We start from the raw sequence: 23,671 nt of genomic DNA on the forward strand, positions 1-23,671 counted from the left end.
GCCGCGTGCGGCCTCAGCCTTAGGGAGTTTCGATGTCGAACGCGCAGGCTCACACGACGGCGGCGCTGCCGCTGAACGAACAGCTCGTCCTTGTCACCGGAGGCGGCCGCGGGCTCGGCGCCGCGCTCGTCAAGGCCTTCTACCGCGAGGGCGCGGCGCTCGTCATCAACTACCGCTATTCGGCTGACCAGGCCCAGGAGCTCGCCGAGCAGATCCGGGCCCGAGGCGGTCGCGCGCTGGCCGTCGAAGCCGACGTCACCGACTTCCGCCAGGTGGTGGCGATGTTCGAGACCGCCCGCGAGGAGTTCGGCCAGCCGGTCTCCACCGTCATCAACAACGCGCTTGTCGACTTCTCCTTCAACGGCGATGAGCGCCCGGACGCCGATGAGATCGCCTTCGCCGCCTTCGAGCAGCAGTTCCGCGGCACCGTCGGCGGAGCGATGCACGTCATTCAGGCTGCGATGAGCGGATTCCGCGAGATCGGTTCGGGCCGGGTCGTCAACATCGGCACCAACCTTTTCCAGAACCCCGTCGTGCCGTACCACGACTACACCGCCGCGAAAGCCGCGCTGCTCTCGCTCACCCGCACCTACGCCAAGGACCTCGGCCCGCTGGGCGTGCGCGTCAACATGGTCTCCGGTGGGCTGCTGCGCACCACCGACGCGTCCTCGGCCACCCCGGACGAGGTGTTCGACGCGATCGCATCCACCACGCCGCTGGGGCATGTCACGACGCCGGAGGAGTTCGCCTCGGCGGTGACGTTCTTCGCCTCACCCGCCTCGCGTGCGGTGACCGGCCAGAACCTCATCGTCGACAACGGCCTCGTGATGGACTGAGCCGCCGGTGGGCAGTTCCTCCGGTTCGGTGGGCGATCGACTGGCCGCGACGACCGCCGCAACGGCAGCACACTGCTGACCGGTGCAGCGCTGGAGGAATTCATCGCCGGGCGGCGCCGCGCCTCTCAGCTGCGGTCGATCTCCTCTGCCAGGAACGCCTGCACCCGGGCCATGAGCAGCCGGGCCAGGTCCGCGTCGTACTCCGGGGCAGACGGGTCGGTGAACAGGTGCGCGCTGCCGGGGTAGACGAACTGCGCGGCGCTCGCCCCCGCCTCGGCAACGGAGGCGACGAGCAGCTCCGGCGCACCGGCATCGACCCACTCATCGCCGATCGCATAGTGGATCTGCAGCGGCACTCCGGCCTGCCACGAGGTCTTCTTCGGCACACCTCCGGCGTGGAAGAGCAGCGCACCGGCAGCCCGCGGATCCCGCTTGCCCATCGACTGCGCCATTGCGGCACCGAGTGACCAGCCGGCGAAGACGAGCGGCCCCTCGAGGTCCTCGATGAGACTGGCGGCCTTCTTCGCCAGCTCCGGGAAGCCGACCTCGTCGCGGTAGGCGATGCCGGCGTCGACGGTGTCGAAGACGTTGCCCTCGTAGTAGTCGGGGGTGTGAACAGCGTGGCCGGCGTCGGAGAACTGCGCTGCCAACTGGGACATGCCCTCGGTCAGCCCGAGTGCGGAATGGAAGAGCACAAGATCAGCCATGGCCTCATCCTGGCACACGCGCACGGCGGTTCCCAGCCCGTCTGGGGCCGGATCTTCTCTGGCGACCACCGCCTCGGCGACGGCGGGCAAGACGGTAGCCTGTGGCCATGGCACTACGACGACGGATACCCCGGTGGGCCGATCTGGGCCCGCTGCTGCAGTTCGACCTTCAGCGCAATCGCCGCCAAGCCCGGCTCAGCCGGGTGAGCAGCGTCGAAGATCTGCGGCGGATCGCCAAACGGCGAACCCCGACCGGACCGTTCGACTACGTCGATGGGGCAGCCGAATCCGAAAGCACGCACTATGGCAACCGGGATGCCTTCGGCGAACTGACATTCATCCCCGCGATCCTGGCCGCCAACGACGACATCGATCTGCGCGCCACGGTCGCCGGCGAGACCTTCGAGCTGCCGGTGGGCATCGCGCCGACCGGCTTCACCCGCATGATGCAGGCCGAGGGCGAGGTGGCCGGGGTGCGAGCGGCTGAACGCGCCGGCGTGCCGTTTTCGCTGTCGACGATGGGCACCCAGTCGATCGAGGACGTCGCCGCAGCCGCACCGAATGCGACGAAGTGGTTCCAGCTGTACCTGTGGCGCGACCGGGAAGCGTCTCTTGACCTCATCCAGCGGGCCTGGGCTGCCGGCTACCGCAACCTGCTCGTCACCGTCGACACCGCGATCGCCGGGCGGCGGCTGCGCGATGTGCGCAACGGCCTGACCGTGCCGCCGAAGCTGACTTTGGGCACCGTGCTCGACGCGTCCTACCGGCCCGAATGGTGGTTCAACTTCCTCACCACTGACCCGCTGACCTTTGCGTCGCTGTCGGATGACACGTCCTCGCTGGCGGCGCTCGTCAACGGCATGTTCGACCCGACCCTGTCGATGGAGGACCTCGCCTGGATCCGCGAGCAGTGGCCCGGGAAGCTGTTCGTCAAGGGCGTGCTCACCGCCGAGGACACGCATCGCTCACTCGACAACGGCGCCGACGGCCTCGTCGTATCGAACCACGGCGGCCGCCAGCTCGACCGGGCGCCGACGAGCTTCGACGCCCTGCCGGTGGTGCGCGCCGCCGCCGGAGACGACGTCGAGATCATCCTCGACTCCGGGATCATGCACGGTGCCGACATCCTCGCCGCGCTCGCCTACGGGGCCGACTTCACGCTCATCGGCCGGGCATACCTCTACGGCCTGATGGCTGCAGGGGAGGCCGGCGTGCGCAAGGTCCTCGAACTGCTCGAAGCGCAGATGCGGGTGACCATGCACCTCATGGGTGCCGCGACTCTCGCGGACCTCAACCCGGATATGATCCGCCGGGCCGAACGGGACCGCGGCGAGGGCTGAGGGGCCGGTCAGGGTGCGGGGTTGAGGAGGACTGATGGGACAGCGGATGTTCACCGCCATCCACCCGCCGTCTGAGATCGTGCAGACGCTGGGTGGGCTCGTCGAGCCCCGGCGCGGGATCGACGAGAACCTGCGCTTCACAGCTGAACGGCTGTGGCACGTGACGCTGGCGTTCATGCCCGATGTCACTACCGACTGCGAGGACCGGATCGACGAGATGCTCGCCGAGACCGCCCAGACGATTGCGCCCTTCGACATCGAGTTGGCTGGGGGAGGAGCGTTTCCGAACGCGGCCGAGGCGAAGGTGCTCTACCTCGGGATCGGGGCGGGGCGGGATGAGGTCATCCGCCTGCAGCAGCGGGCGCGCAATGTCGCCAACAATGCTGGCACCCGTGTCGACTCGACCGACCCGGTGCCGCACCTGACGATCGCCCGCACCGGCAGGCGGGCGATCAACGCGACGAAATGGCTGCAGGTGCTCGACGCATTCCCCGCATTGCGGTGGCGGGTCGAGGCGATCAGTCTTGTCGCTTCTCACCGCGGGCACGGGCCGACCCGGCATGAAGTGCTCGGAACGCACCGGCTGACAGGACGGGGCTGAGCCGGTCAGAGCCGCGATATGCGTTGACTGCTGAATCGAGGAGTCTGGATTCAGCACTCAACGACTATCAGAATCCGGATTCATAGTCGTTGAGTGCAACATCGAGAGGTCTCGAGGCAGCAGTGGACGTTGATGAGTCCCTGGCGCCGGGTTGGATTGGCCGGCTGTGTGCAGTTCGTGTCGAATGGATGAGCCTCGATTCCCCACGAGATGCACACGATCCGACGATTCCGCGTGCGTTTCGTGCAGAAGCGAGTGGTCTGGATTCCACACGAAGTGCCCACAGTGGCGGTGCGCCGCACAGCGGCAGACGCCGGACTGGTTGAGGTCAGACGGTTTCGAGCTCCTGCTCGGCGGCGAGCTGACTGATGGTGAGGGCCATGCGGATGTCTCGGCTTGTCAGCCCGCCGACGTCATGACTCCACAACGTCACCTGCACCTGCGGGTAGGTCAGCAGAATGTCGGGATGGTGATCGGCGTCCTCGGCGGCAGCGCCGACCCGGTTGGTGAACTCCAGACCCGTGGCGAAATCACCGGTGCGGTAGGTCGCGGTAATGGTCTCACCGCGCTGCTGCCAGTCAGCCAGGTTCGCCTCGGCGACCTCGTCAGCGCTGAGCTTCTTCTTCGGATCACTCATGGCTCAACCGTGTCACAGTCGCTGAGCTCACGGATAGTGCGAGTTCGGTGAGGTGAGGTGCCAGTCGCTGCCGTGCAACGGGTGACGGCATCTGCAATCCGGGATAGACTGTGGCCTAGATCACAGACATCGCACTTCTCGCGGAGGCGATGGCTTCGGTGAAGCTCCCCGCCGCAAAGTGCCGACAGCGCAATGGAGCATTGCGAAAGGCAGGGTGCCGCTATGCCGCTGTACGACTTCCGCTGCCAGACCTGCGGAGTCATCGAAGAATCCTTTCCTATGGCAGACGTGCCAGCTGCCGTGACCTGCCCTGACTGCTGCGGTTCAGCCAGCCGCCAGATTGGTGCCGCTGGACTGCACCGCCAGTCAGCAGCCAAGTCCCTCGTCGAATCGACCGAACGCACCGCTTACGAACCACCCGTTGTTTCCTCACTGCCTCACACCAAGCGGGCCTCTCAGCCGCGCATCACGCGCAACCCGCTGCATGCCAAACTCCCGCGGCCCTGAAGATCTTGATGGTGCCGCTTTCGTGAAAGGACCGCGCAATGCCGAAGAACATCTTTCCACTCGATTCCACCAAGTCCTTCACCGAGCAGGAGAAGCTCGGGCACAACCGCTGGCACCCGGACATTCCACCGGTCGAGACCCTCAAGCCGGGTGACACGTTCCGCGCTGACTGTCGCGAGTGGTTCGACGGGGCGATCAAGAATGACGATTCGGCTGATGACATCCGCAATGCTCCGGTGAGCAAGGTCCACGCACTGTCAGGCCCGTTCGCCATTGAGGGCGCGCAGCCAGGGGACCTGCTCGTCGTCGACATCCTCGATGTCGGACCGATCCCGCAGGAGGACGAGGGTCCGCTGGCCGGGCAGGGCTGGGGCTACACCGGCATCTTCCCGCGCAGCAACGGCGGATCATTCCTCGTCGACCAGTTCCCGGATGCGTACAAGGCGATCTGGGATTTCACCGGTCAGACAGCGACCTCCCGGCACGTGCCCGGAGTGTCCTTCACCGGCATCATCCACCCGGGCCTCATGGGCACCGCGCCCTCGGCCGAGCTGCTGAAGAAGTGGAATCAGCGCGAAGCCGAGCTCATCGCCACCGACCCCAACCGCCTGCCGCCTCTGGCGCTGCCGCCGGAGCCCAAGGATGCTGTGCTCGGCGGGCTGACCGGTGAGGCCTTCGACGCCGCCGCGGCTGAAGGTGCGCGCACCGCACCGCCGCGCGAGAACGGCGGCAACCAGGACATCAAGAATCTCACGAAGGGTACCCGGGTGTTCTATCCGGTGTTCGTGCCCGGCGCGAACTTCTCCGTCGGCGACCTGCACTTCTCGCAGGGGGATGGTGAGATCACGTTCTGCGGCGGCATCGAGATGGGCGGCTTTATCGACCTGCGCGTCGACCTCATCAAGGGCGGCATGGACACCTACGGCGTGAAGGAGAACGCCGTGTTCATGCCGGGCAACGTCGATCCGCAGTACTCGGAATGGCTGTCATTCTCCGGCACTTCGGTCACGCTCGACGGCGAGCAGCGCTACCTCGATTCGCACCTGGCGTATCAGCGGGCCTGCCTGCACGCGATCAACTACCTGACGAAGTTCGGCTACAGCGCTGAGCAGGCTTTCCTGCTGCTGGGCGCAGCACCGATCGAAGGCCGGTTCTCCGGCGTCGTCGACATCCCGAACTCATGTGCCACCGTCTACCTGCCGACGGCGATCTTCGACATCGACATCCGGCCCTCGGCAGACGGCCCGACGCAGATCGACCCGGGCATCGGAGCGCCGAAGTCAGCGGACTGACAGCGCCGGCGCCGGCTCACGCGGCCACCGTCGCCACGCCAGGTCAGGCGTCTGCCGGGTCGTCGAACATGACGACCTGGCGGACGGCCTGGCCGTCGGCGAGTGTGTCGAGGGCGTCGTTGATCTCCTCCAGCCGGATGTGCCCGGAGATGAGCTCGCCGACCGGCAGCGCACCCTCACGCCACAGTCGCTCATAGACCGGGATATCGCGTGCCGGCACAGCCGAGCCGAGGTAGGAGCCGATGATCGTGCGCGCTTCAGCGGTGAGTACGAGCGGGGTGATCTCCGAACGCGCATCGGGTGCCGGCAGGCCGACAGTCACGGTCGTCCCGCCGACCCCGGTCGCAGCAACGGCGGTCTCAAAGGCCCTCGGATGTCCCGCGGCCTCGATGACGACATGAGCGCGCACACCCTGCTCGGCCACCTCGGCTGGGGTGTGAGCGGCATCGGCGCCGTGCTCGATCGCCCGGGACAGCTTCGCCGGATTCGCATCGACGCCGATCACCTTGCCGACGTCGCCACCACCGTCACTGCCGGTCCGGGCGCGCTTCTTCAGCGACAGCGCGGTGATGAGCGCAGCCATCCCCACCCCGCCCAGTCCGACGACCATGACGTCATCGCCGTCGGCTGGGCGGCCTGCGTTGATGACCGCCCCGCCGCCGGTGAGCACCGCGCAGCCGAGGACTGCGGCGATGTCGGCAGGCACATCCGCTCCGACCGGCACGACCGAGGAGCGGTGCAGCACCGCATGGGTGGCGAAACCGGAGACGCCGAGGTGGTGGCGCACTTCAGCTCGGTCGCGGCGCAGCAGGATCCGGTCTCCGACGAGGGTGCCGGCGTTGTTGACCGCAGTGCCGGGAGTGCATGGCAGCTTGCCGTCGGTCGCGCAGTTGGCGCACTGCCCGCAGCGCGGCAGGAACACGGTGCTCACCTGCTGGCCGGGTTCGATGTCGGTGACCTGCTCACCGACCCGTTCGACGATGCCGGAGGCCTCGTGGCCGAGCAGCATCGGGGTGGGCCGGGGCCGGTTGCCGTCGACGACGGACAGATCCGAGTGGCACAGCCCTGCCGCGCGGATGCGCACGAGCACATCTTCAGGGCCGGGTTCGTCGAGGTCGAGGCGGCTGATTGTCAGCGGCCGGGTGTCGGCGTAGGGGCGGCCGGCCCCGATCTGTTCGAGGACGGCTCCGGTGATCTGCATCGTCTCTCCCCTCAGCCCGGCAGGCGCGGCCTGCCCGGATTCCGGCAGTGGAATCCTCATCGTAGGGCGGCGGTGAGCGTCAGATCAATGCCTGCGCATCCTCAGTTCCCGGTGAAGTCCGCGGCGTTCCCGATGAAGTCCGCGGCGAGCTTCTCCGCCCCGCGGGCGACGATCGCGACGTCAGCGCCGACGAGGATGAACTGGGCACCGGCCTCGGCGTAGGCGCGGGCGGTGTCGGGGTCGAAGGCGTTGACGCCGGCGAACATGCCGGCAGCCCTCACCTCATCGAGCACGCTGCGGACCGCAGCGACGACATCCGGATGCGTCTGCTGACCGAGCAGCCCCATCGAGGCGGCCAGGTCCGAGGGCCCGACGAAAACGCCGTCGATGCCGGGCGTCGAGGCGATCGCCGCGGCGTTCTCCACCCCGGTGCTCGTCTCGATCTGCACGAACACCGACACGTGCTCAGCCGCCTCGGTCAGATAGTTCGGCACCCGGTTCCAGCGCGCCGAGCGCGCCAGCGCCGAACCCACGCCCCGCACACCAGCCGGCGGGTACTGCGCTGCGGCAGCCACCGCCTCGGCTTCGGCACGCGTGGAGACCATCGGCACGAGCAGGTTCTGCGCGCCGAGGTCGAGGATCTGCTTGATGATCGTCGCATCGGCCACAGGCACCCGGACCATCGGCGTGGTCGGGTAGGCGGAGACAGCGTAGAGCTGGTGGAGGACGGACTCCAGGCTGTTGGGCGTGTGCTCCATGTCGATGAGCAGCCAGTCGAGGCCGGCACCGGCCATGATCTCGGCCATCGTCGGCGAGCCCGACGACACCCAGCCGCCGTAGAGCGTGCGTGAGGCGTCTTTCAGCTCGGCGGCGAAGGTCGGGTTCAGACGAAGCGGCATGAGATCGTTCCCATCTGTCCATAGTCGGCCAGCACGGTGTCGCCGGGCTGGACCCACATCGGTTTCGTGAAGGAGCCGGCGAGGATGACCTCACCGGCGGCGAGGCTGTCACCGTGCTCGGCGAGCTTGTTCGCCAGCCACACGACACCCATTGCCGGGTGGTTGAGCACTGCGGCGGCGACACCGGAGTCCTCGATCGACTCGTTGCGGTACAGCAGCGCGGAGACCCAGCGCAGGTCGACGTCATGCGGGTCGGCCGGGTTGCCGCCGATCACCATCGCACCCATCGCGGCGTTGTCGCTGATGGTGTCGACGATGCTGCGGCCCTCCATCTCGACGCGGCTGTCGAGGATCTCCAGGGCTGGGATGACGTACTCGGTGGCGCGCATGACGTCGAAGACGGTGACGTCGGGGCCCTGGAGCGGCTCCTTGAGTGCGAAGGCGAGCTCGACTTCGATGCGCACTCCGGAGAACTGCTCATGCTCGATGACTGAACCGTTTTCGAACACCATGTCGGAGAAGATGACGCCGTAGTCCGGTTCGCTGATCCCGGTCGCCTGCTGCATGACCTTCGAGGTCAGGCCGATCTTGCGCCCAGCCTGCTTCCGCCCGGCGGCGATCTGGCGGCGGCGCCACTCGTTCTGCACCGCATAGGCGTCCTCGACGGTCATAGACTCGAACCGGGCGGTCAGCCGCGGGATCTGGGTGTGGGTGCGCTCAGCCTCGGCGAGCTCGTCGGCGATCTGGGCGATGGTCTGCTCATCGAGCATGGGGTCTCCTTCCAGGCGGAGGTGCCCACCGCCTCGGGAACGGTGGCCTGGCAGCGGCTGCTGAGGGCAGCGACCGCGCCCGAGGCGGTGGTGCGGGTGGGATGGGATGGATCAGAGCTGGTGGCCGAGCTTGTATTCGCCCTGCTTCCACTCCGGCATCGATTCCGCGTCGTCTTCGCGGGTGTAGGAGAAGCCGTCGGCGCCGATGGTGACCTCCATCTCCGAATCGTCCTCACGGGACACGAGCGGCTGTGGCTTGCCGTCGAGGTCGAGGACGAGGGAGGCGTCGGTGTACCAGCTCGGCACGACCGGGGTGCCCCACCAGTCGCGGCGCTGGTTGTCATGCACGTCCCAGGTCACGACCGGGTTGTCCGGGTCGCCGGTGTAGTAGTCCTGCGTGTAGATCTCCACCCGGTGGCCGTCGGGGTCGCGCAGGTAGAGGTAGAAGGCGTTCGACACGCCGTGGCGGCCGGGGCCGCGCTCGATGTGGTCCGACAGCCGCAGGGCGCCGAGCTTGTCGCAGATGGCGAGGATGTTGTGCTTCTCGTGCGTGGCGAAGGCAACGTGGTGCATGCGCGGGCCGTCGCCGCCGGTCATCGCGGTGTCATGCACGGTCGGCTTGCGGCGCATCCAGGCGGCGTAGACGGTGCCCTCGGAGTCGCGGATGTCCTCGGTGGTGCGGAAGCCGAGGTCGTCCATGTACTTCACCGCCCGCGGCACATCCGGGGTGACCTGGTTGAAGTGGTCGAGGCGGACGAGCGCGCCAGGCGTGTAGAGGTCGTAGCGCCAGGCCAGGCGCTCGACGTGCTCGACGTCGTAGAAGAACTCGTACGGGAAGCCCAGCGGATCCTCGACGCGGACCGAGTCGCCGATGCCCTTGACGAAGCCGTCCGTGCGGCGTTCGACGCGGCAGCCGAGCTCGGTGAAGTACGCCTCGGCGCGGTCGACGTCCTCCGGGGTGCGGACCCGGTAGGAGAACGCGGCGACCGCGGCGACGTCGCCCTTGCGCAGCACGAGGTTGTGGTGGATGAACTCCTCGAAGGAGCGCAGGTAGATGGCGTTGTCGTCCTCTGCGGTCACGACGAGGCCGAGCACGTCGACGTAGAAGTCGCGTGAGCGCTTGAGATCGGTGACCTGGATCTCCATGTACGCGCAGCGCAGCACATCGGGTGCCGGGGCCTGCGGGGTCGGAATCGGGTTGGCGGGCGGTGGTGTGGTGGTCATGACGGTTCCTTACTTCTTGCGCGATGCGCTCACTGCTTGCCGAATGACGGGTTGTGGACCTTGCCGAGGTTGATGTGCACGGCCTGCTGATCGGTGTAGAAGTCGATCGAGCGGTAGCCGCCCTCGTGGCCGAGACCGGATGCCTTGACGCCGCCGAAGGGCGTGCGCAGGTCGCGGACGTTGTTGGAGTTCAGCCACACCATGCCCGACTCGACGGCCTGGGCGAAGTTGTGGGCGCGCTTGAGGTCGTTGGTCCACACGTAGGCGGCCAGGCCGTACTTCGTGTTGTTGGCCAGCTCGAGCGCCTCCTCCTCGGTGTCGAACGGGGTGATCGCGACGACCGGTCCGAAGATCTCCTCCTGGAAGATCCGGGCGGTCGGCGGGACGTCGACGAACACGGTCGGGGCGACGAAGTTGCCGAACTCGAAGCCCTCCGGGCGGCCGCCGCCGGCGGCGAGCTTCGCCTCGGTCTTGCCGATCTCGACGTAGCTCATAACCTTCTCGAAGTGCTCCGGGTGCACGAGCGCGCCGACCTCGGTCTTCGGATCGTGCGGGTAGCCGACCTTGACGCGCTTGGCCTGAGCGGCGTACTTCTCGACGAACTCGTCGTAGATGCTGCGCTGGACGAGGATGCGCGAACCGGCCGTGCAGCGCTCGCCGTTGAGGGAGAACACGCCGAAGACGCAGGCGTCGACAGCGCCGTCGAGGTCGGCGTCGTCGAAGACGATGGCCGGGGACTTGCCGCCGAGCTCCATCGACAGGCCCTTGAGGTGCGGGGCTGCGTTGGCGAAGATCAGCTGGCCGGTCTTCGACTCACCGGTGAAGGAGATGAGCGGGACGTCGGGGTGCTTGACGAGCGCATCGCCGGCGTCCTCGCCGATGCCGTTGACGAGGTTGAACACGCCGGCTGGCAGCTCGGCCTCCTCGAAGATCCCAGCCCACAGCGAGGCCGAGAGCGGGGTGAACTCCGCCGGCTTGAGCACGACGGTGTTGCCGGTGGCCAGGGCCGGGCCGAGCTTCCAGGACTCGAGCATGAACGGGGTGTTCCATGGGGTGATGAGGCCGGCGACGCCGATCGGCTTGCGGTTGACGTAGTTGATCTGGCGGCCGGGGACCTTGAAGGTGTCATCGGTCTGGGCGACGATGAGGTCGGCGAAGAACCGGAAGTTCTCGGCCGCGCGGCGGGCCTGGCCGAGCGCCTGGGAGATCGGCAGACCGGAGTCGAAGGACTCCAGTTCGGCCAGCCGGTCGCCGCGGGTCTCGACGATGTCGGCGATGCGGTGCAGCACGCGCGAGCGCTCACGCGGCAGCATCTTCGGCCACGGGCCCTCGGTGAAGGCCTTGCGGGCGGCTTCGACGGCACGGTCAATGTCGGCCTTCTTGCCGGCGGCGGCCTGCACGTAGGTCTCGTTCGACACCGGTTCGAGGACGTCGAAGGTGCTGCCGTCGAGTGAGTCGACGAATTCGCCGTTGATGTAGTGCTGGATCCGCTCGGGCAGATCAGCCGGCACGTGGCGTTCGCTCAGCGATGCCTGGTTCGGGGTGTCAGTGTTCGTCATGGATTCCCTCCGAGTGTCGGTGCGCCCGGAACCGGACGCAGTCAGTGGGTGAAACGGATCAGGTGGGCAGATGGTCAGTGGTGGTCAGGTCGGCCGCCTGCCGGCCCGACCGGGTGGTCAGGTCTCAGGATTGCGGTCGAGGAACGCCTGCAGGGTCCGGTGGCGGTGGTTGCGGGCGGCGAGCTCGATGTCGATGGGCTCCGCGCCGTCGCGGATGAGCCCGAGGATCTGTGCATGCTCGACAACCGACTCCTCGGCCCGGCCGGGCACAAAGGTGAACGTCGAATCGCGCAGTCCCGACATCCGCGTCCAGCAGCGGTGCACCTGCTCGAGGACGAGCGGGTTGGGACACGCCCTGAACAGCACGGAGTGGAACTCCTTGTTCAGCTGCGTGAAGTAGTTGGGGTCGAGCCGGTCGAGCAGCGAACGCATCCGCTCGTTGATCGCCTCGGCCTCCTCGAGTGCTGCGGCATCGAGGAGCGGTGCTGAGAGCGCGGTCGCATAGCCTTCGGCCACGCCGAGGGTCTGCATCGCATCGAGGTAGGCGCGCTCGTCGACGAGCGCGACACGCGCGCCGACGTTGCGGTCGTATTCGACGAGCCCCTCGGCCTCGAGCCGGCGGATCGCCTCGCGCACCGGGATCGCGCTCATCTGCAGCTCCTCGGCGATGGGGGAGAGGACGAGGCGGTACCCGGAGCCGAACTCCTTTGACAGGATCCGTTCGCGGATCCAGTCGTAGGCCCGCTGCGACTTCGAGGCTACGACGGTCGTCTCGACCTCCGGTGGGCTCGCCGTCGCCGAGGCGGTGGCTGGCTGGCGGCTCATGACCGGCCAGCCTGCTGGTCGGCTTCGTACTTCGCGCGCCAGTCCTTGTTCATCGGGAACAGTCCGTCGACCGGGTGGCCGTCGGCGACCTGCTCGAAGACCCAGGCGTCCTCGGTCTCCTTCTTCGCTGCCGCCTCGGCGACCTCCTCGGCCAGGGCCGGGGGGATGACGATGGCGCCGTCGTCATCGGCGACGATGATGTCGCCGGGCTGCACGACGGTGCCGCCGCAGCTGATCGTCAGGTCGGTGTCCCACGGCACGTGGCGGCGGCCGAGCACGGCAGGGTGTGCACCCTGGGAGAAGACCGGGATGTCGATGTCGGCGACGGCGGCGTAGTCGCGCACACCGCCGTCGGTGATGATGCCGGCGGCACCGCGGGTCTTGGCGCGCAGGGCGAGGATGTCGCCGAGGGTGCCCGAGCCGGTCTCGCCGCGGGCCTCGATGACGATGACTTCGCCTTCGCCGACGGCGTCGAAGCAGCGCTTCTGGGCGTTGAAGCCTCCGCCGTGACTCTTGAACAGGTCCTCGCGGCCGGCGATGAAGCGCAACGTCTTGGCGGTGCCGACGATCTTGGCACCCGGACGGTTCGAGCGCACCCCGTCGATGGTGACGTTGTTCAGGCCGCGCTGGCGCAGCTGCTGGGAGAGCCCGGCGACCGGGATCTCGGCGAGCGTGGCGCGCAGCTCATCGGTCAGGGCCGGCTCTGGTGCCAGGCCGGCGGCCTCGCGGGAGCCGTAGGCCTCCTCGCGCTGGGTGTCGTCGACCTTCGGCAGGGAGCCGATCTCGGCATCGAAGTCACCCGGGCCCTCGACGACGGTGCTGACCAGCCGTCCGGTCGACGGGGCGCCGGCGGCTTCGGGGGCGTCGACCTCGATCTCGATGACGTCGCCGGGTTCGGCGACCGAGGAGCCGGCTGGGGTGCCGGTGAGGATGATGTCGCCGGTCTCCAGGGTCACGTGCTGGGACAGGTCGGCGATGAGCTGGGCAAAGGGGAAGAACATGCCGGCACCGGTGTCCTCCTGCACGAGGTTCCCGTTGTGCCAGGTGCGCACGCGCAGCTGCTCAGGGGACACCTCGGCGGCGGTGATGAGGCCGGGGCCGAGCGGCGTGTAGCCGTCGCGGCCCTTATTGCGCAGGTTCGAGCCCTTGTCGTTGGAGCGCAGATCGTACAGGCCCCAGTCGTTGGCCGCGGTCACCCAGCCGACGTGCGACCAGGCATCGGCGGGGTTCACCCGCTGGGCAGGCGTGCCGATGATGAGGGCGATCTCGCCTTCGTAGGCGAGCAGCTCGGTGCCGGCCGGGCGGGCGACCTCCGCGCCTGCCGGGTCACCGGAGGCGGCCACCGAGCTCAGCGGCTTGATGAAGTACGAGGGGCTGGCCGGCTTGCGGCCGCGCTGGGCGGCGCGGGACTCGTAGCTGAGGTGGACGGCGATGATCTTGCCGGGCACCTGGGGCAGCGCGGCAGTGCGTTTGTTCGTCGCGGCGTCGGTGTCCATGGGCTCCTTGCTTTCTGTTGGTGATACTGCCTGTGAGGCAGGTCTCTGAAACGGCTTAGGATGTGATCTGCTTTACACAATATCTGAAATCATATATCTTTTCATCTATCACTGTGAGCACCCTCACCCAGACCGCGAATATTCCACCGCAGATGTTCCGCAGCCGCACCACCTGGCTGCGCTGCCGCCGGGTCGACGAGAACCCGGCGCGTGTGCGGTCTGGAGAGACGTATAAGGAGCGTTCATGTCTGCAGCGTCAGCTGTGACCACCTCGCCGACCTCGGCGAGAGAACGGCGCAAGGTCGCCTTCGCCGCCGTCATCGGCACCACCATCGAGTGGTACGACTACTTCGTCTACGCAGCTGCCGCCGGGCTCATCTTCGGCCAGCTGTTCTTCGAACCGGCAGGGCAGCAGTTCGCTGTCATCATCTCGTTCGCCAGTGTGGGCATCAGCTTCCTGTTCCGGCCGCTCGGCGCCTTCCTCGCCGGCCACTACGGCGACAAGCTCGGCCGGCGGTTCATCCTCGTCGTCACCCTCATCGGCATGGGCGCGGCCACCGTCCTCATCGGCCTGCTGCCGACCTACGAGACGATCGGCCTGGCCGCACCGCTCCTGCTCATCGGCCTGCGCATCCTGCAGGGCATCTCCGCCGGCGGCGAATGGGGCGGTGCGGTCCTCATGGCCGTCGAGCACGCACCGGGTCACCGCCGCGGCCTGTTCGGCGCGATGCCGCAGGTCGGTGTGCCCTTCGGTCTGCTGCTCGCCAGCGCGATGATGGCGATGATGACCGCGATCTTCCCCGGTGACGCCTTCCTCCAGTGGGGCTGGCGCATCCCGTTCCTCTTCAGCATCGTGCTCATCGGCGTCGGCTACTGGATCCGCCGCAGCGTCGAGGAGTCCCCGGTCTTCGCTGAGATCGCCGAGCGCCGCGAACAGGCCAGCGCCCCGGTCGTCTCCCTCTTCGCCCGCTACGCCCCGCTCGTGCTGCTAGCCGCCTGCGTCTTCGCCGGCAACAATGCCGTGGGCTACATGACAACCGGCGGCTACGTCCAGCACTACGCCACTGACCCGGGCGGACCCGTCGCCCTGCCGCCGGGACCGGTCCTGTGGGCCGTGACGATCTCCTCGCTCACCTGGCTGCTCTCGACCTTCGCCGCCGGCTGGATCTCCGACCACCTCGGGCGCAAGAACACCTACCTGCTCGGCTGGATCCTCCAGGGCGCTGCCGTCGTTGCGCTGTTCCCGCTCGTCAACACCGCCACCGTCGGCATGCTCACCCTCGCGCTTGTGCTGCTGACCATCGGCCTCGGCCTCACCTACGGCCCGCAGGCCGCCTGGTACACCGAGCTGTTCCCGGCCTCCGTGCGGTTCTCCGGTGTGTCGATCTCCTACGCCCTGGGCTCCATCATCGGCGGCGCCTTCGCCCCGATGATCGCCCAGTCGATCCAGCAGGCCACCGGCTCGTCGACCGGAGTGACCTTCTACCTGCTCGGCATGACCGTCATCGGCCTCATCGCCACCCTCATTCTGCGCGATCGCCGCGGCATCGACCTCTCGCCGAACGCCGAAGACGAGCAGACCCGCGGGATCTACGCTGGAAGCAGCCACCGCACCGGACCGCACGCCAAGCCGGCCACCGCCTCGGGAAAGGCGCCCACCGCCTCGGGCACGGCCGAGACCACCACTGACCACGCGACCACGAAATCCGACCGCCTGGGAACTGCCGGCCGCTGAGCCGCGCGAAGCCAAAGGAGCCTCAGATGCAATTCCACCACCACGGATACGTCACCCACGACCCGCTCATCGAACCGGCCGCCGGCATCGGCGTCGACCGGCCCGAGGAGCTGCCCGATGAGATGGACGTCCTCATCGTCGGCACCGGCCCGGCCGGCATGATCACCGCCGCCCAGCTCGCGCAGTTCCCCGACGTGCACACCCGGATCATCGAACGCCGCCCCGACCGGCTGGCGATCGGGCAGGCCGACGGCATCCAGGCGCGCAGCGTCGAGACCTTCCAGGCTTTCGGGTTCGCCAACCGGCTCATCGACGAGGCCTACCGGATCACCGAGATGTGCTTCTGGGGCCCCGATCCAGACAACCCGGAGAACATCGTGCGCCAGTCGCGCCCGGCCGATGATCCGCACGGGATCTCCGAGTTCCCGCACCTCATCGTCAACCAGGCCCGCATCCAGGACCACTTCGCTGAGTTCATGCACAACTCGCCGGCGCGCATGAAGCCCGACTACGGCTGGGAGATGGTCGGCCTGTCCCGCGATGACGCCCAGGAGCACCCGGTCGCCGTCGAGCTGCGCCGCACCACCGGACCCGATGAGGGCAGCACCCGCACGGTGCGTGCGAAGTACGTCGTCGGCTGCGACGGCGCGCACTCGCAGGTGCGCAAGGCGATCGGCCGCAAACCGCAGGGTGACCAGGCCTTCCACGCTTGGGGCGTGATGGACGTGCTCGCCGTCACCGACTTCCCCGACATCCGCACGAAATGCGCGATCCAGTCGAGCTCCGGCGGCAACATCCTCCACATTCCGCGCGAGGGTGGCTACCTGTTCCGCATGTACGTCGACTTGGGCGAGGTGTCACCCGAGGACGCCGGTGCGATCCGCAAGACCACCGTCGAGGACACGATCGCCAAGGCGAACGCGATCATCCACCCGTACTCCCTCGACGTCAAGAACGTCGCCTGGTACTCCGTCTACGAGGTCGGCCACCGGGTCACCGACCGGTTCGACGACGTCGACGACGGCGATGAGCGCACTCCGCGCGTCTTCATCACCGGCGACGCCTGCCACACCCACTCGGCGAAGGCCGGGCAGGGCATGAACGTGTCGATGCAGGACGGGTTCAACATCTCCTGGAAGCTCGGCCATGTGCTCTCCGGCCTGGCCCCGGAATCGCTGCTGCGCACCTATTCGCAGGAGCGGCAGCCGGTGGCGCAGAACCTCATCGACTTCGACAAGGAATGGTCGACGCTCATGGCGAAGAAGTCGAGCGAGTTCGAGGACCCGGCGTTCCTCGCCGACTTCTACGTCAAGACCGCTGAGTTCCCGGCCGGCTTCATGACCGAGTACGACTCGGCCCCGCTGACCGGCAGCGCCGAGCACCAGCAGCTGGCCGCAGGCTTCCCGCTGGGCAAGCGCTTCAAGTCGGCCCCGGTCGTCCGCGTCGCCGATGCGGTGCCGCTGCACCTGGGCCACCACGCCCGGGCCGATGGCCGCTGGCGCATCTACGTCTTCGCCGACGCCCCGGCAGTCGGGGCCGCGGACTCGAAGCTCGCCGGCTGGGCTGACTGGATGGCAGGCGACGCCGCCTCGCCGCTGCGCGTGCACACGCCGGCCGGCGCGGACCCGGACGCCCTCTTCGACGTCAAGGTCGTCTACCAGCAGGCGCATCACGAGTTCGAGGTCACCTCCGTGCCCGAAGTGTTCCGCCCGAAGGTCGGCCCGTACGAGCTCATCGACCAGGAGAAGGTCTTCGCGACCGCCCCGCAGGACACCCATGAGAGCGACCGCCACCTCGCCGGCGACATCTTCGCGATGCGCGAGATCTCCCGCGAAGGCGCTGTCGTCATCGTCCGGCCCGACCAGTACGTCTCCGCCGTGCTGCCGCTCGATCGTCCCGAGCTCGTCGGCGAGCACTTCGCACCGCTGCTCCACCGCGTGTGAGGCTCGGGTCTTGAGTCTCTGCTGGTGAATCCCGGCTGGTGACTTCCAGCCGGTGATCCCGTCCCCGAGGCGCCGGTTCCGTGAGTTCGGAACCGGCGCCTCGGGCGTCTGTATGGTGGAGATATGGCTCACACATCCCCATGGAGCACCACCACCGTCATGTCGCCGCTGCCGCTGGGCGTCCTCATCCTCTCGGTCGTCACGGTCGCCGGGCTCAGCATCGCCTTCTGGTCGGAGGTCGGCTGGTTCATGCTCGCCTGCACGATCGTCGTCATCGTCCTCGCCGTCCCGCTCTTCGCCGCCCGCCTGCGCATCGACGAGACCGGGGTGACCACCGCCTCGGTCCTGGGATCCCCGCGCGCGATCATTCCGCGCGAGGACATCACCGGCGTCGAGGTCACTCGCGTCGACCCGCTCGGCGACTACCTCGGCTGGGGATGGCGGTCGAACAAGACCGCCAAGGGCTTCGTGCTGCGCGACGGGCCAGCACTCATCATCCACCGAACCGCCGGCAAGGCGATCGTGTTCACCACGCCCGAGGCGGAGGACGCCGCCGAACGGATCGGCACCCTGGTGCCGCGCTGAGAGGTGCCAGGCTGAGCGGTGCCGCCAGCCACCCGCGCTGACTGCTGAATCCTCGGTTCTGGATTTTGCAGTCAACGTCGATGAATCGGGTGAAACGTCGACGTTGACTGCTGAATCAAGCACTCTGAATCTGGCACTCAACGTCGATCCACCCGTCCCCGCACACACCGGCGCCCTGGCCTCGGTGAGACCAGGGCGCCGGGCCGGTGCGTCACTCCGGCGAACCGCTGTGCGTCAGCGGCGGCTTTCGAGGGTCTCCTTGACCTTCGCGATCGCGAAGCCCCAGCCCTGCTCAACCGTCGGCTTCGGCGGCACGGAGATCTCATCGGGGTTGGTGAGCACATCGATGAGCACCGGCGACTTCTGCGCGAACGCCCAGCGCAGCGACTCCTCCAGATCCTCGGGCTCCTCCACCCGGCGGGAGGTCCAGCCCATGGCCGTGGCGACGGCGGAGAAGTCCGGGTTGTCGAGCTCGGTGCCGAACTCCGGCAGCCCGCCCTGCTCCTGTTCGAGCTTGACCATGCCGAGACGCGAGTTGTTGAAGACGACCGCGACGATCGGCAGATCGTAGGTGACCGCGGTGCGCATATCGCCGAGCAGCATCATGAGCCCGCCGTCACCGCACATCGCCACGACCGGCCGCTTCCGGTCGAGGGCCTGTGCGCCGAGGGCCTGCGGCAGCGCATTGGCCATCGACCCGAGGTTGAACGAGCCGAGCAGCCGGCGCTCATCGCGCATGCTGATGAAGCGCGACATCCACACCGTCGACATACCTGTATCGGAGGTGAAAACGGTGTCGGCCGGGGCGAGCTCGTCGAGCAGCGCACCGACCATCTCCGGGCGGATCCGGTCATCGGGGTTGTCGAACAGCCCGCGGAGTCGCTCGAGCATCGAACCCGTGCCGCCCTCGGGGTCCGACAGGATGCCCTGGTGCTTGCGCCAGTCGGCGTAGCGCTTCTGCACCTTGGTCAGCAGTTTGTCGTCCTTCTTCGGCTGCAGCCTCGGCTGCAGGGCCCGCAGGGTCTCACCGACGTCGCCGACGAGCGGCAGGTTCACCTGGGTGCGCCGGCCGATGTGGGACGGGCGCACGTCGACCTGGATGACGGTTTTGCCCTCGGGGAACCACTCGCGGTACGGGAAGTCGGTGCCGAGCATGAGCAGCACATCGCAGCCGTCGAACGCCTCGGCCGCGGCCGGGTTGCCGATGAGCCCGGACTGCCCGACGTTGAACGGGTTGTCGTCGTCGAACGCATCCTTGCCCTTGATGGTGACGACCATCGGCGCGTTGAGCGTCTCGCACAGCGCGAGCACCTCGGCCCGGGATTCCCGCGCGCCGATCCCTGCGAGCACCGTGACGGCCTTCGCGTCGTTGATCGCGGCAGCTGCCGCATCGAGCTGGGATGCCGCCGGCGCACCGGCCGGCAACGGGCCGGCGAGCACCGGTTCGACTGGGTCGTCGAGGTCGAGCGTGCCGAGATCGCCGGGGATCGTGAGCACCGCGACGCCGGATTCGGCGTAGGCGGTGTTGATCGCCTGTTCGAGCATGTGCGGCACCTGCTCAGCGGAGGTGATCGTCTGGTTGTACACGGCGACATCGGAAAACAGCAGGTCGTTGTTGACCTCCTGGAAGTAGTCGCTGCCGGCCTCGGCACTCGGCACCTGCCCGCAGATCGCCAGCACCGGGGCGTGGGACTTCTTCGCGTCGTACAGGCCGTTGAGCAGGTGGACCGAACCCGGCCCGACGGTGCCCATGCACAGCCCGATCCGGTTGCTCAGCTGCGCCTGCGCGGCCGCGGCGAAGGCGGCCGCCTCTTCGTGCCGCACCCCGATCCACTGAATCCGCCCATCGCGGCGGATCGCATCGGTCAGCGGATTGAGCGCATCGCCCACGACACCCCAGGACTGCTCGACCCCGTGGTCGGCGAGGGTGCGGATGATGTGCTCGGCGATCGTCGTCATGACATGGACTCCTTCTCGTGTGCGTCCGTGTGGTCAGGTGCGGGTGGCTGTGGGGCCCGGCCGCGTCCCGGCGCCGAGGCTGAGGCCGTGTGATGCGGGTGGCGGGCTGGTCCGCGGGAGGGCCGGAATCTCGCGGCTGAGCAGATGGAGTTCGTGGGTGCCGGGATAGCGCAGTGCGCAGAGCTCGTCGTCGGCGGCGAGCACGGCGTTCACTCCGGTTCCCACTGTCCTCCTCCCTGTGTATGAATGCAAGTGTCCTTGACCGACTCCTGCCCTCTGACCTGCGCCGTCACCGATGCGAACGAAAGTGGGACCTGACTGACACTGCACCGCCTCGAAACGACGCAGCTGCTGGTCAGAACCATTGACGAGACGATCAACGAAAGGGAGGCGCCGCGCCCAGCACCGGCGACTTCCCTGAATCCGTGACCGCCCCCAAGCCGGAATCGGTTCCCGAGGCGGTGCTCGCGATAGGCTGACGGCACCCGTCCCACTTGCCCCTGGCCTGCAAAGGAGCACCATGACCGAGACCCGCGCCTCCCACGGCACCGTCGTCCTCACCGTCACCGAGGGCCTCGCCCACGTCGAGATCGACCGCGCCGAGACCCTCAACTCGCTCACCGGCGAGGTGATGGCCGACCTCGTCGAGATCGGCACAGGCCTCATCGACCGCGATGATGTCAGCGCCGTCGTGCTCTCCGGGCGCGGCCGGGCGTTCTGCGCTGGCCTCGATGTCAGCGAATTCGGCCGGATGGTCTCCGGTGGCGGGGGATCACCGGAGTCCGAGGAGCCCCTCGGTGCTACCCGCGCCCTGGCTCAGCAGTGCGTGCACGTATGGTCGCTGGTGCCCGCCCCGGTCATCGCCGCTGTGCAGTCGGTCGCCTACGGCGGCGGGCTGCAGATCGCCCTCGGCGCCGACGTGCGCATCGCCAGCCGCGAGCTCAAGGCCTCGATGATGGAGGTCAACTGGGGGATCATCCCCGATATGTGCGGCACCCAGCTGCTCACCCGGCTCATCGGGCCCGGCCGGGCCAAGCTGGCGATCTTCACCGGCCGCGTCATCGACGCCGACACCGCATTCGCGTGGGGCATGGTCGACGAACTCGCCGATGACGCCAACGCCGCAGCGCTCGCCCTCGGCCGCGAGCTGGCCGAGAAGTCCCGCCCGGCTCTGCAGGCAGCCAAGCAGCTCGTCGACCTGGCCGCCACCGCCGATCTCACAGCGGGATTCGCCGCCGAACAGGACGCGATCCGCTCGCTCATCGGCGGACCCGAACAGCAGCAGGCAGTCGAGAAGCGGATGGCTGAGCTGGCAGCGCGCAAACGCTGAGCGCTGAGCGTTGCCGCCGTCGTCCGAGGAGGCTCAGCGCAGTCCTGTGCGTAGCGCCGGCCGTACCCCGCCGGTCACTCCTCTTCGCCGCTGGCCACCGCCTGCGCGAACTGTGCACGGTACAGACCGGCATAGGCGCCGTCGGCGGCGATGAGCTCCTCATGCGATCCCTGCTCGACGATGTCGCCGTGCTCCATGACGATGATGACGTCGGCATCACGGATCGTCGAGAGCCGGTGGGCGATGACGAAACTCGTCCGGCCGGCACGCAGCGCGTGCATCGCCTCCTGGACGAGCACCTCGGTGCGGGTGTCGACCGAGGAGGTCGCCTCATCGAGGATGAGCACCGGGGGATCGGCGACGAAGGCGCGCGCCATCGTGATGAGCTGCTTCTCACCGGCCGACAGGCTCGTGCCGTCCTCATCGAGGACCGTGTCATATCCGGCGGGCAGGCTGCGGACGAACCGGTCGACATAGGTCGCCTCGGCGGCACGCTGCACCTCATCGGGCCCGGCGTCGGGGTTGCCGTAGGCGATGTTCTCCTCGATCGTGCCGCCGAACAGCCACGTATCCTGCAGCACCATGCCCATCCGGCGGCGCACCGCCGCCCGTGACATCTGCGCGGTGTCAACACCGTCGAAGAGGATCCGGCCGCCGTCGAGCTCGTAGAAGCGCATAAGCAGGTTCACCAGCGTCGTCTTCCCCGCCCCGGTCGGTCCGACGATCGCAACCGTCTGTCCGGGCTCGACGGAGAGGTTCATATCGCGGATGAGCTCGCTGTCGGGTGAGTAGGAGAAGCGCACGTGCTCGAAGTCGATCGCCCCGCGCACCGGGCGCGCGCCCTCGACCGGATCCGGGTTGAGCACCTCCTCCTCGACGTCGAGGAACTCGAAGACCCGCTCGGCGCTCGCCACGGCCGACTGCAGCTGGGCGGCCATCCCGCCGAGCTGCCCCAGGGGCTGCATAAACTGGCGGGAGTACTGGATGAACGCCTGCACATCACCCAGCCGCAACGACCCGGTCGCCACCATGACCCCACCGACGACGGCGATGGCGACGTAGACGAGGTTGCCGAGGAACATCATCATCGGCATGAGCACACCCGAGAGGAACTGCGCCTTGAAACTGGCCTGGTAGACCCGCTCGTTCTCGTCATCGAAGGCCCGCTGGACATCTCCGCTTCGGCCGAATACGCGCACGAGCGCATGCCCTGTGACGGACTCCTCGACCCGGGCGTTGAGCGTGCCGGTCTCGGCCCACTGGGCGACGAACTGCTTCTGCGAGCGCGTCGCGATGATGCCGACGACCACCGCGATGAGCGGGATCGCGAGCAGAGCGACGAGCGTAAGCTTGAGCGAGATCGTCAGCATCATGACGAGCACCGCGATGATCGTCAGCACACTGTTGACGATCTGCCCGACCGACTGGTTGAGCACCTGGCTGAGGTTGTCGAGGTCGTTTGTCAGCCGCGAGAGCAGATCCCCGCGCTGCATCCGGTCGTAGTACGACAGCGGAACCTGGTGGATCTTGTCCTCGATCCGGGTGCGCATGAGCCGCATGACCCGCTGGATGACGACGTTGACGAGCGCCGACATCGCCCACAGCATCACCGACCCGGTAAGGAACACACCGAGGGCCAGCAGCAGCGTCTGACCCAGCGCGTGGACATCCAAGCTCTGGCCTGGGGTGATGTGCATGGCGGCGAGCATGTCGGCCTCGGTGGTGCGGCCTTCGGCGCGCAGCTGGCCGACGAGCTGGTCCTGCGTCATGTCGGCCGGCAGGCGCGAGGCGATCGCGCCTTCGAAGACGATGTTCGTGGCCTCGCCGAGGATCTTCGGCCCCAGCGCCGTGAGCACGACCGCAGCCACGCCGGAGAGCAGCGCGAGCATGAGCAGCAGCGCGTGCGAGCGGAACCAGCCGGCCAGACGGTTGAAGTTCGGCCAGAACGCCTTCGCCTTGCCCATCGGCGCTGTCCCCCAGTCGCCGGCTGAGGGCGGGGGCTGGTTGTCGTCTGCCTCGTCGACCGCGCCCGAGGCGGTGGGTGCCATGCCCGAGGTGGTGCCCGCCGCGGCCGGGTCAGCGGCCGGATCAATGGTTGGGTCGGTCGGTTCCGCCGCAGTGGGCTTCTCTGGATTCACGGGGTTCACAGTGCACTCCCGACGCTGCGCTGGGATTCGATGATCTCGCGGTAGACCTCATTGCCGCTAGCTGTAGTTCCCCGTGAG

General features: G+C 67.9%; 22 protein-coding genes. 10 read left to right on the plus strand and 12 right to left on the minus strand.

The window, feature by feature from the left end; genetic code table 11:
- Positions 1-32: 32 nt before the first annotated feature.
- A complete protein-coding gene (locus B4E96_RS10995; protein ID WP_286957557.1) occupies positions 33-836 on the plus strand; it encodes a 3-oxoacyl-ACP reductase in 804 nt (267 codons plus the stop codon).
- Between the two features lie 125 nt (positions 837-961).
- On the opposite strand, the gene B4E96_RS11000 is transcribed toward B4E96_RS10995, so the two are convergent.
- Entirely contained in the window at positions 962-1,633 is a 672-nt protein-coding gene (locus tag B4E96_RS11000; RefSeq protein WP_286957558.1) for a dienelactone hydrolase family protein, read from the minus strand.
- 17 nt (positions 1,634-1,650) lie between these two features.
- On the opposite strand from B4E96_RS11000, the gene B4E96_RS11005 reads away from it, so the two are divergent.
- Together B4E96_RS11005 and thpR are read left to right on the plus strand one after the other, a co-directional pair.
- Positions 1,651-2,883: an alpha-hydroxy acid oxidase gene (locus B4E96_RS11005; RefSeq protein ID WP_286957559.1), complete on the plus strand. Its 1,233-nt coding sequence runs from the start codon at positions 1,651-1,653 to the stop codon at positions 2,881-2,883.
- 34 nt (positions 2,884-2,917) lie between these two features.
- Positions 2,918-3,484, plus strand: coding sequence for an RNA 2',3'-cyclic phosphodiesterase (thpR, locus tag B4E96_RS11010; RefSeq protein WP_286957560.1), 567 nt, complete (start codon positions 2,918-2,920; stop codon positions 3,482-3,484).
- Between the two features lie 328 nt (positions 3,485-3,812).
- Here thpR and B4E96_RS11015 read toward each other — a convergent pair whose 3' ends face one another.
- Positions 3,813-4,121: a 4a-hydroxytetrahydrobiopterin dehydratase gene (locus tag B4E96_RS11015; protein ID WP_102162378.1), complete on the minus strand. Its 309-nt coding sequence runs from the start codon at positions 4,119-4,121 to the stop codon at positions 3,813-3,815.
- A 222-nt stretch (positions 4,122-4,343) separates the two neighbouring features.
- Between B4E96_RS11015 and B4E96_RS11020 the strand changes: the two genes are divergently transcribed.
- Positions 4,344-4,628 (plus strand): FmdB family zinc ribbon protein, encoded by a 285-nt coding sequence (locus B4E96_RS11020; RefSeq protein WP_259793857.1) that lies wholly within the window; start codon positions 4,344-4,346, stop codon positions 4,626-4,628.
- Between the two features lie 38 nt (positions 4,629-4,666).
- Positions 4,667-5,920 (plus strand): formamidase, encoded by a 1,254-nt coding sequence (gene fmdA / locus B4E96_RS11025; protein WP_259835522.1) that lies wholly within the window; start codon positions 4,667-4,669, stop codon positions 5,918-5,920.
- Positions 5,921-5,963: 43 nt separating this feature from the next.
- Here fmdA and B4E96_RS11030 read toward each other — a convergent pair whose 3' ends face one another.
- The 7 genes from B4E96_RS11030 to B4E96_RS11060 form a co-directional block, all read right to left on the minus strand.
- On the minus strand, positions 5,964-7,121 hold the full coding sequence (locus B4E96_RS11030; RefSeq protein WP_286957581.1) for an alcohol dehydrogenase catalytic domain-containing protein: 1,158 nt from the start codon (positions 7,119-7,121) through the stop codon (positions 5,964-5,966).
- Positions 7,122-7,222: 101 nt separating this feature from the next.
- Positions 7,223-8,020 carry an HpcH/HpaI aldolase family protein gene (locus B4E96_RS11035; RefSeq protein WP_286957561.1) on the minus strand — a complete coding sequence of 266 codons (798 nt, stop codon included), beginning with the start codon at positions 8,018-8,020 and terminating at the stop codon, positions 7,223-7,225.
- Positions 8,005-8,790 carry a 2-oxo-hept-4-ene-1,7-dioate hydratase gene (gene hpaH / locus B4E96_RS11040; RefSeq protein WP_102162373.1) on the minus strand — a complete coding sequence of 262 codons (786 nt, stop codon included), beginning with the start codon at positions 8,788-8,790 and terminating at the stop codon, positions 8,005-8,007. Before hpaH ends, B4E96_RS11035 begins: the two co-directional genes overlap by 16 nt.
- Before the next feature lie 111 nt (positions 8,791-8,901).
- A complete protein-coding gene (gene hpaD, locus B4E96_RS11045) occupies positions 8,902-10,014 on the minus strand; it encodes a 3,4-dihydroxyphenylacetate 2,3-dioxygenase (RefSeq protein ID WP_259856856.1) in 1,113 nt (370 codons plus the stop codon).
- 29 nt (positions 10,015-10,043) lie between these two features.
- Positions 10,044-11,573, minus strand: a complete 1,530-nt coding sequence (gene hpaE / locus B4E96_RS11050; protein WP_259845568.1) for a 5-carboxymethyl-2-hydroxymuconate semialdehyde dehydrogenase — start codon at positions 11,571-11,573, stop codon at positions 10,044-10,046.
- A gap of 117 nt (positions 11,574-11,690) precedes the next feature.
- Complete coding sequence (locus B4E96_RS11055) at positions 11,691-12,398, minus strand: GntR family transcriptional regulator (protein WP_286957563.1); 708 nt, start codon at positions 12,396-12,398, stop codon at positions 11,691-11,693.
- Complete coding sequence (locus B4E96_RS11060) at positions 12,395-13,894, minus strand: fumarylacetoacetate hydrolase family protein (RefSeq protein ID WP_286957564.1); 1,500 nt, start codon at positions 13,892-13,894, stop codon at positions 12,395-12,397. Before B4E96_RS11060 ends, B4E96_RS11055 begins: the two co-directional genes overlap by 4 nt.
- Before the next feature lie 113 nt (positions 13,895-14,007).
- Here B4E96_RS11060 and B4E96_RS11065 point away from each other — a divergent pair, with 113 nt between their 5' ends.
- The 4 genes from B4E96_RS11065 (at position 14,008) to B4E96_RS11080 (ending at position 18,157) form a co-directional block, all read left to right on the plus strand.
- Positions 14,008-14,160 carry a hypothetical protein gene (locus B4E96_RS11065; protein ID WP_286957565.1) on the plus strand — a complete coding sequence of 51 codons (153 nt, stop codon included), beginning with the start codon at positions 14,008-14,010 and terminating at the stop codon, positions 14,158-14,160.
- Positions 14,139-15,629, plus strand: a complete 1,491-nt coding sequence (locus B4E96_RS11070; RefSeq protein WP_286957566.1) for an MFS transporter — start codon at positions 14,139-14,141, stop codon at positions 15,627-15,629. Before B4E96_RS11065 ends, B4E96_RS11070 begins: the two co-directional genes overlap by 22 nt.
- A 26-nt stretch (positions 15,630-15,655) precedes the next feature.
- Positions 15,656-17,572 (plus strand): FAD-binding monooxygenase, encoded by a 1,917-nt coding sequence (locus tag B4E96_RS11075; RefSeq protein WP_259856862.1) that lies wholly within the window; start codon positions 15,656-15,658, stop codon positions 17,570-17,572.
- 123 nt (positions 17,573-17,695) lie between these two features.
- Positions 17,696-18,157, plus strand: coding sequence for a hypothetical protein (locus B4E96_RS11080; RefSeq protein ID WP_286957567.1), 462 nt, complete (start codon positions 17,696-17,698; stop codon positions 18,155-18,157).
- 234 nt (positions 18,158-18,391) lie between these two features.
- On the opposite strand, the gene B4E96_RS11085 is transcribed toward B4E96_RS11080, so the two are convergent.
- Together B4E96_RS11085 and B4E96_RS11090 are read right to left on the minus strand one after the other, a co-directional pair.
- A complete protein-coding gene (locus B4E96_RS11085) occupies positions 18,392-20,116 on the minus strand; it encodes a thiamine pyrophosphate-dependent enzyme (protein WP_286957568.1) in 1,725 nt (574 codons plus the stop codon).
- A gap of 33 nt (positions 20,117-20,149) precedes the next feature.
- Complete coding sequence (locus B4E96_RS11090; protein WP_259793880.1) at positions 20,150-20,341, minus strand: hypothetical protein; 192 nt, start codon at positions 20,339-20,341, stop codon at positions 20,150-20,152.
- Positions 20,342-20,636: 295 nt separating this feature from the next.
- Between B4E96_RS11090 and B4E96_RS11095 the strand changes: the two genes are divergently transcribed.
- Positions 20,637-21,446, plus strand: coding sequence for an enoyl-CoA hydratase-related protein (locus B4E96_RS11095; RefSeq protein WP_286957569.1), 810 nt, complete (start codon positions 20,637-20,639; stop codon positions 21,444-21,446).
- Between the two features lie 74 nt (positions 21,447-21,520).
- Here B4E96_RS11095 and B4E96_RS11100 read toward each other — a convergent pair whose 3' ends face one another.
- The gene (locus B4E96_RS11100; RefSeq protein WP_259793905.1) at positions 21,521-23,494 is read right to left on the minus strand and encodes an ABC transporter ATP-binding protein; all 1,974 of its coding nucleotides are present in this window, start codon (positions 23,492-23,494) and stop codon (positions 21,521-21,523) included.
- Positions 23,495-23,671 lie beyond the last annotated feature (177 nt).

Origin of the sequence: Brevibacterium sp. UBA7493 (genome assembly GCF_002479565.1) — a bacterium.
GTDB lineage: Bacteria > Actinomycetota > Actinomycetes > Actinomycetales > Brevibacteriaceae > Brevibacterium > Brevibacterium luteolum.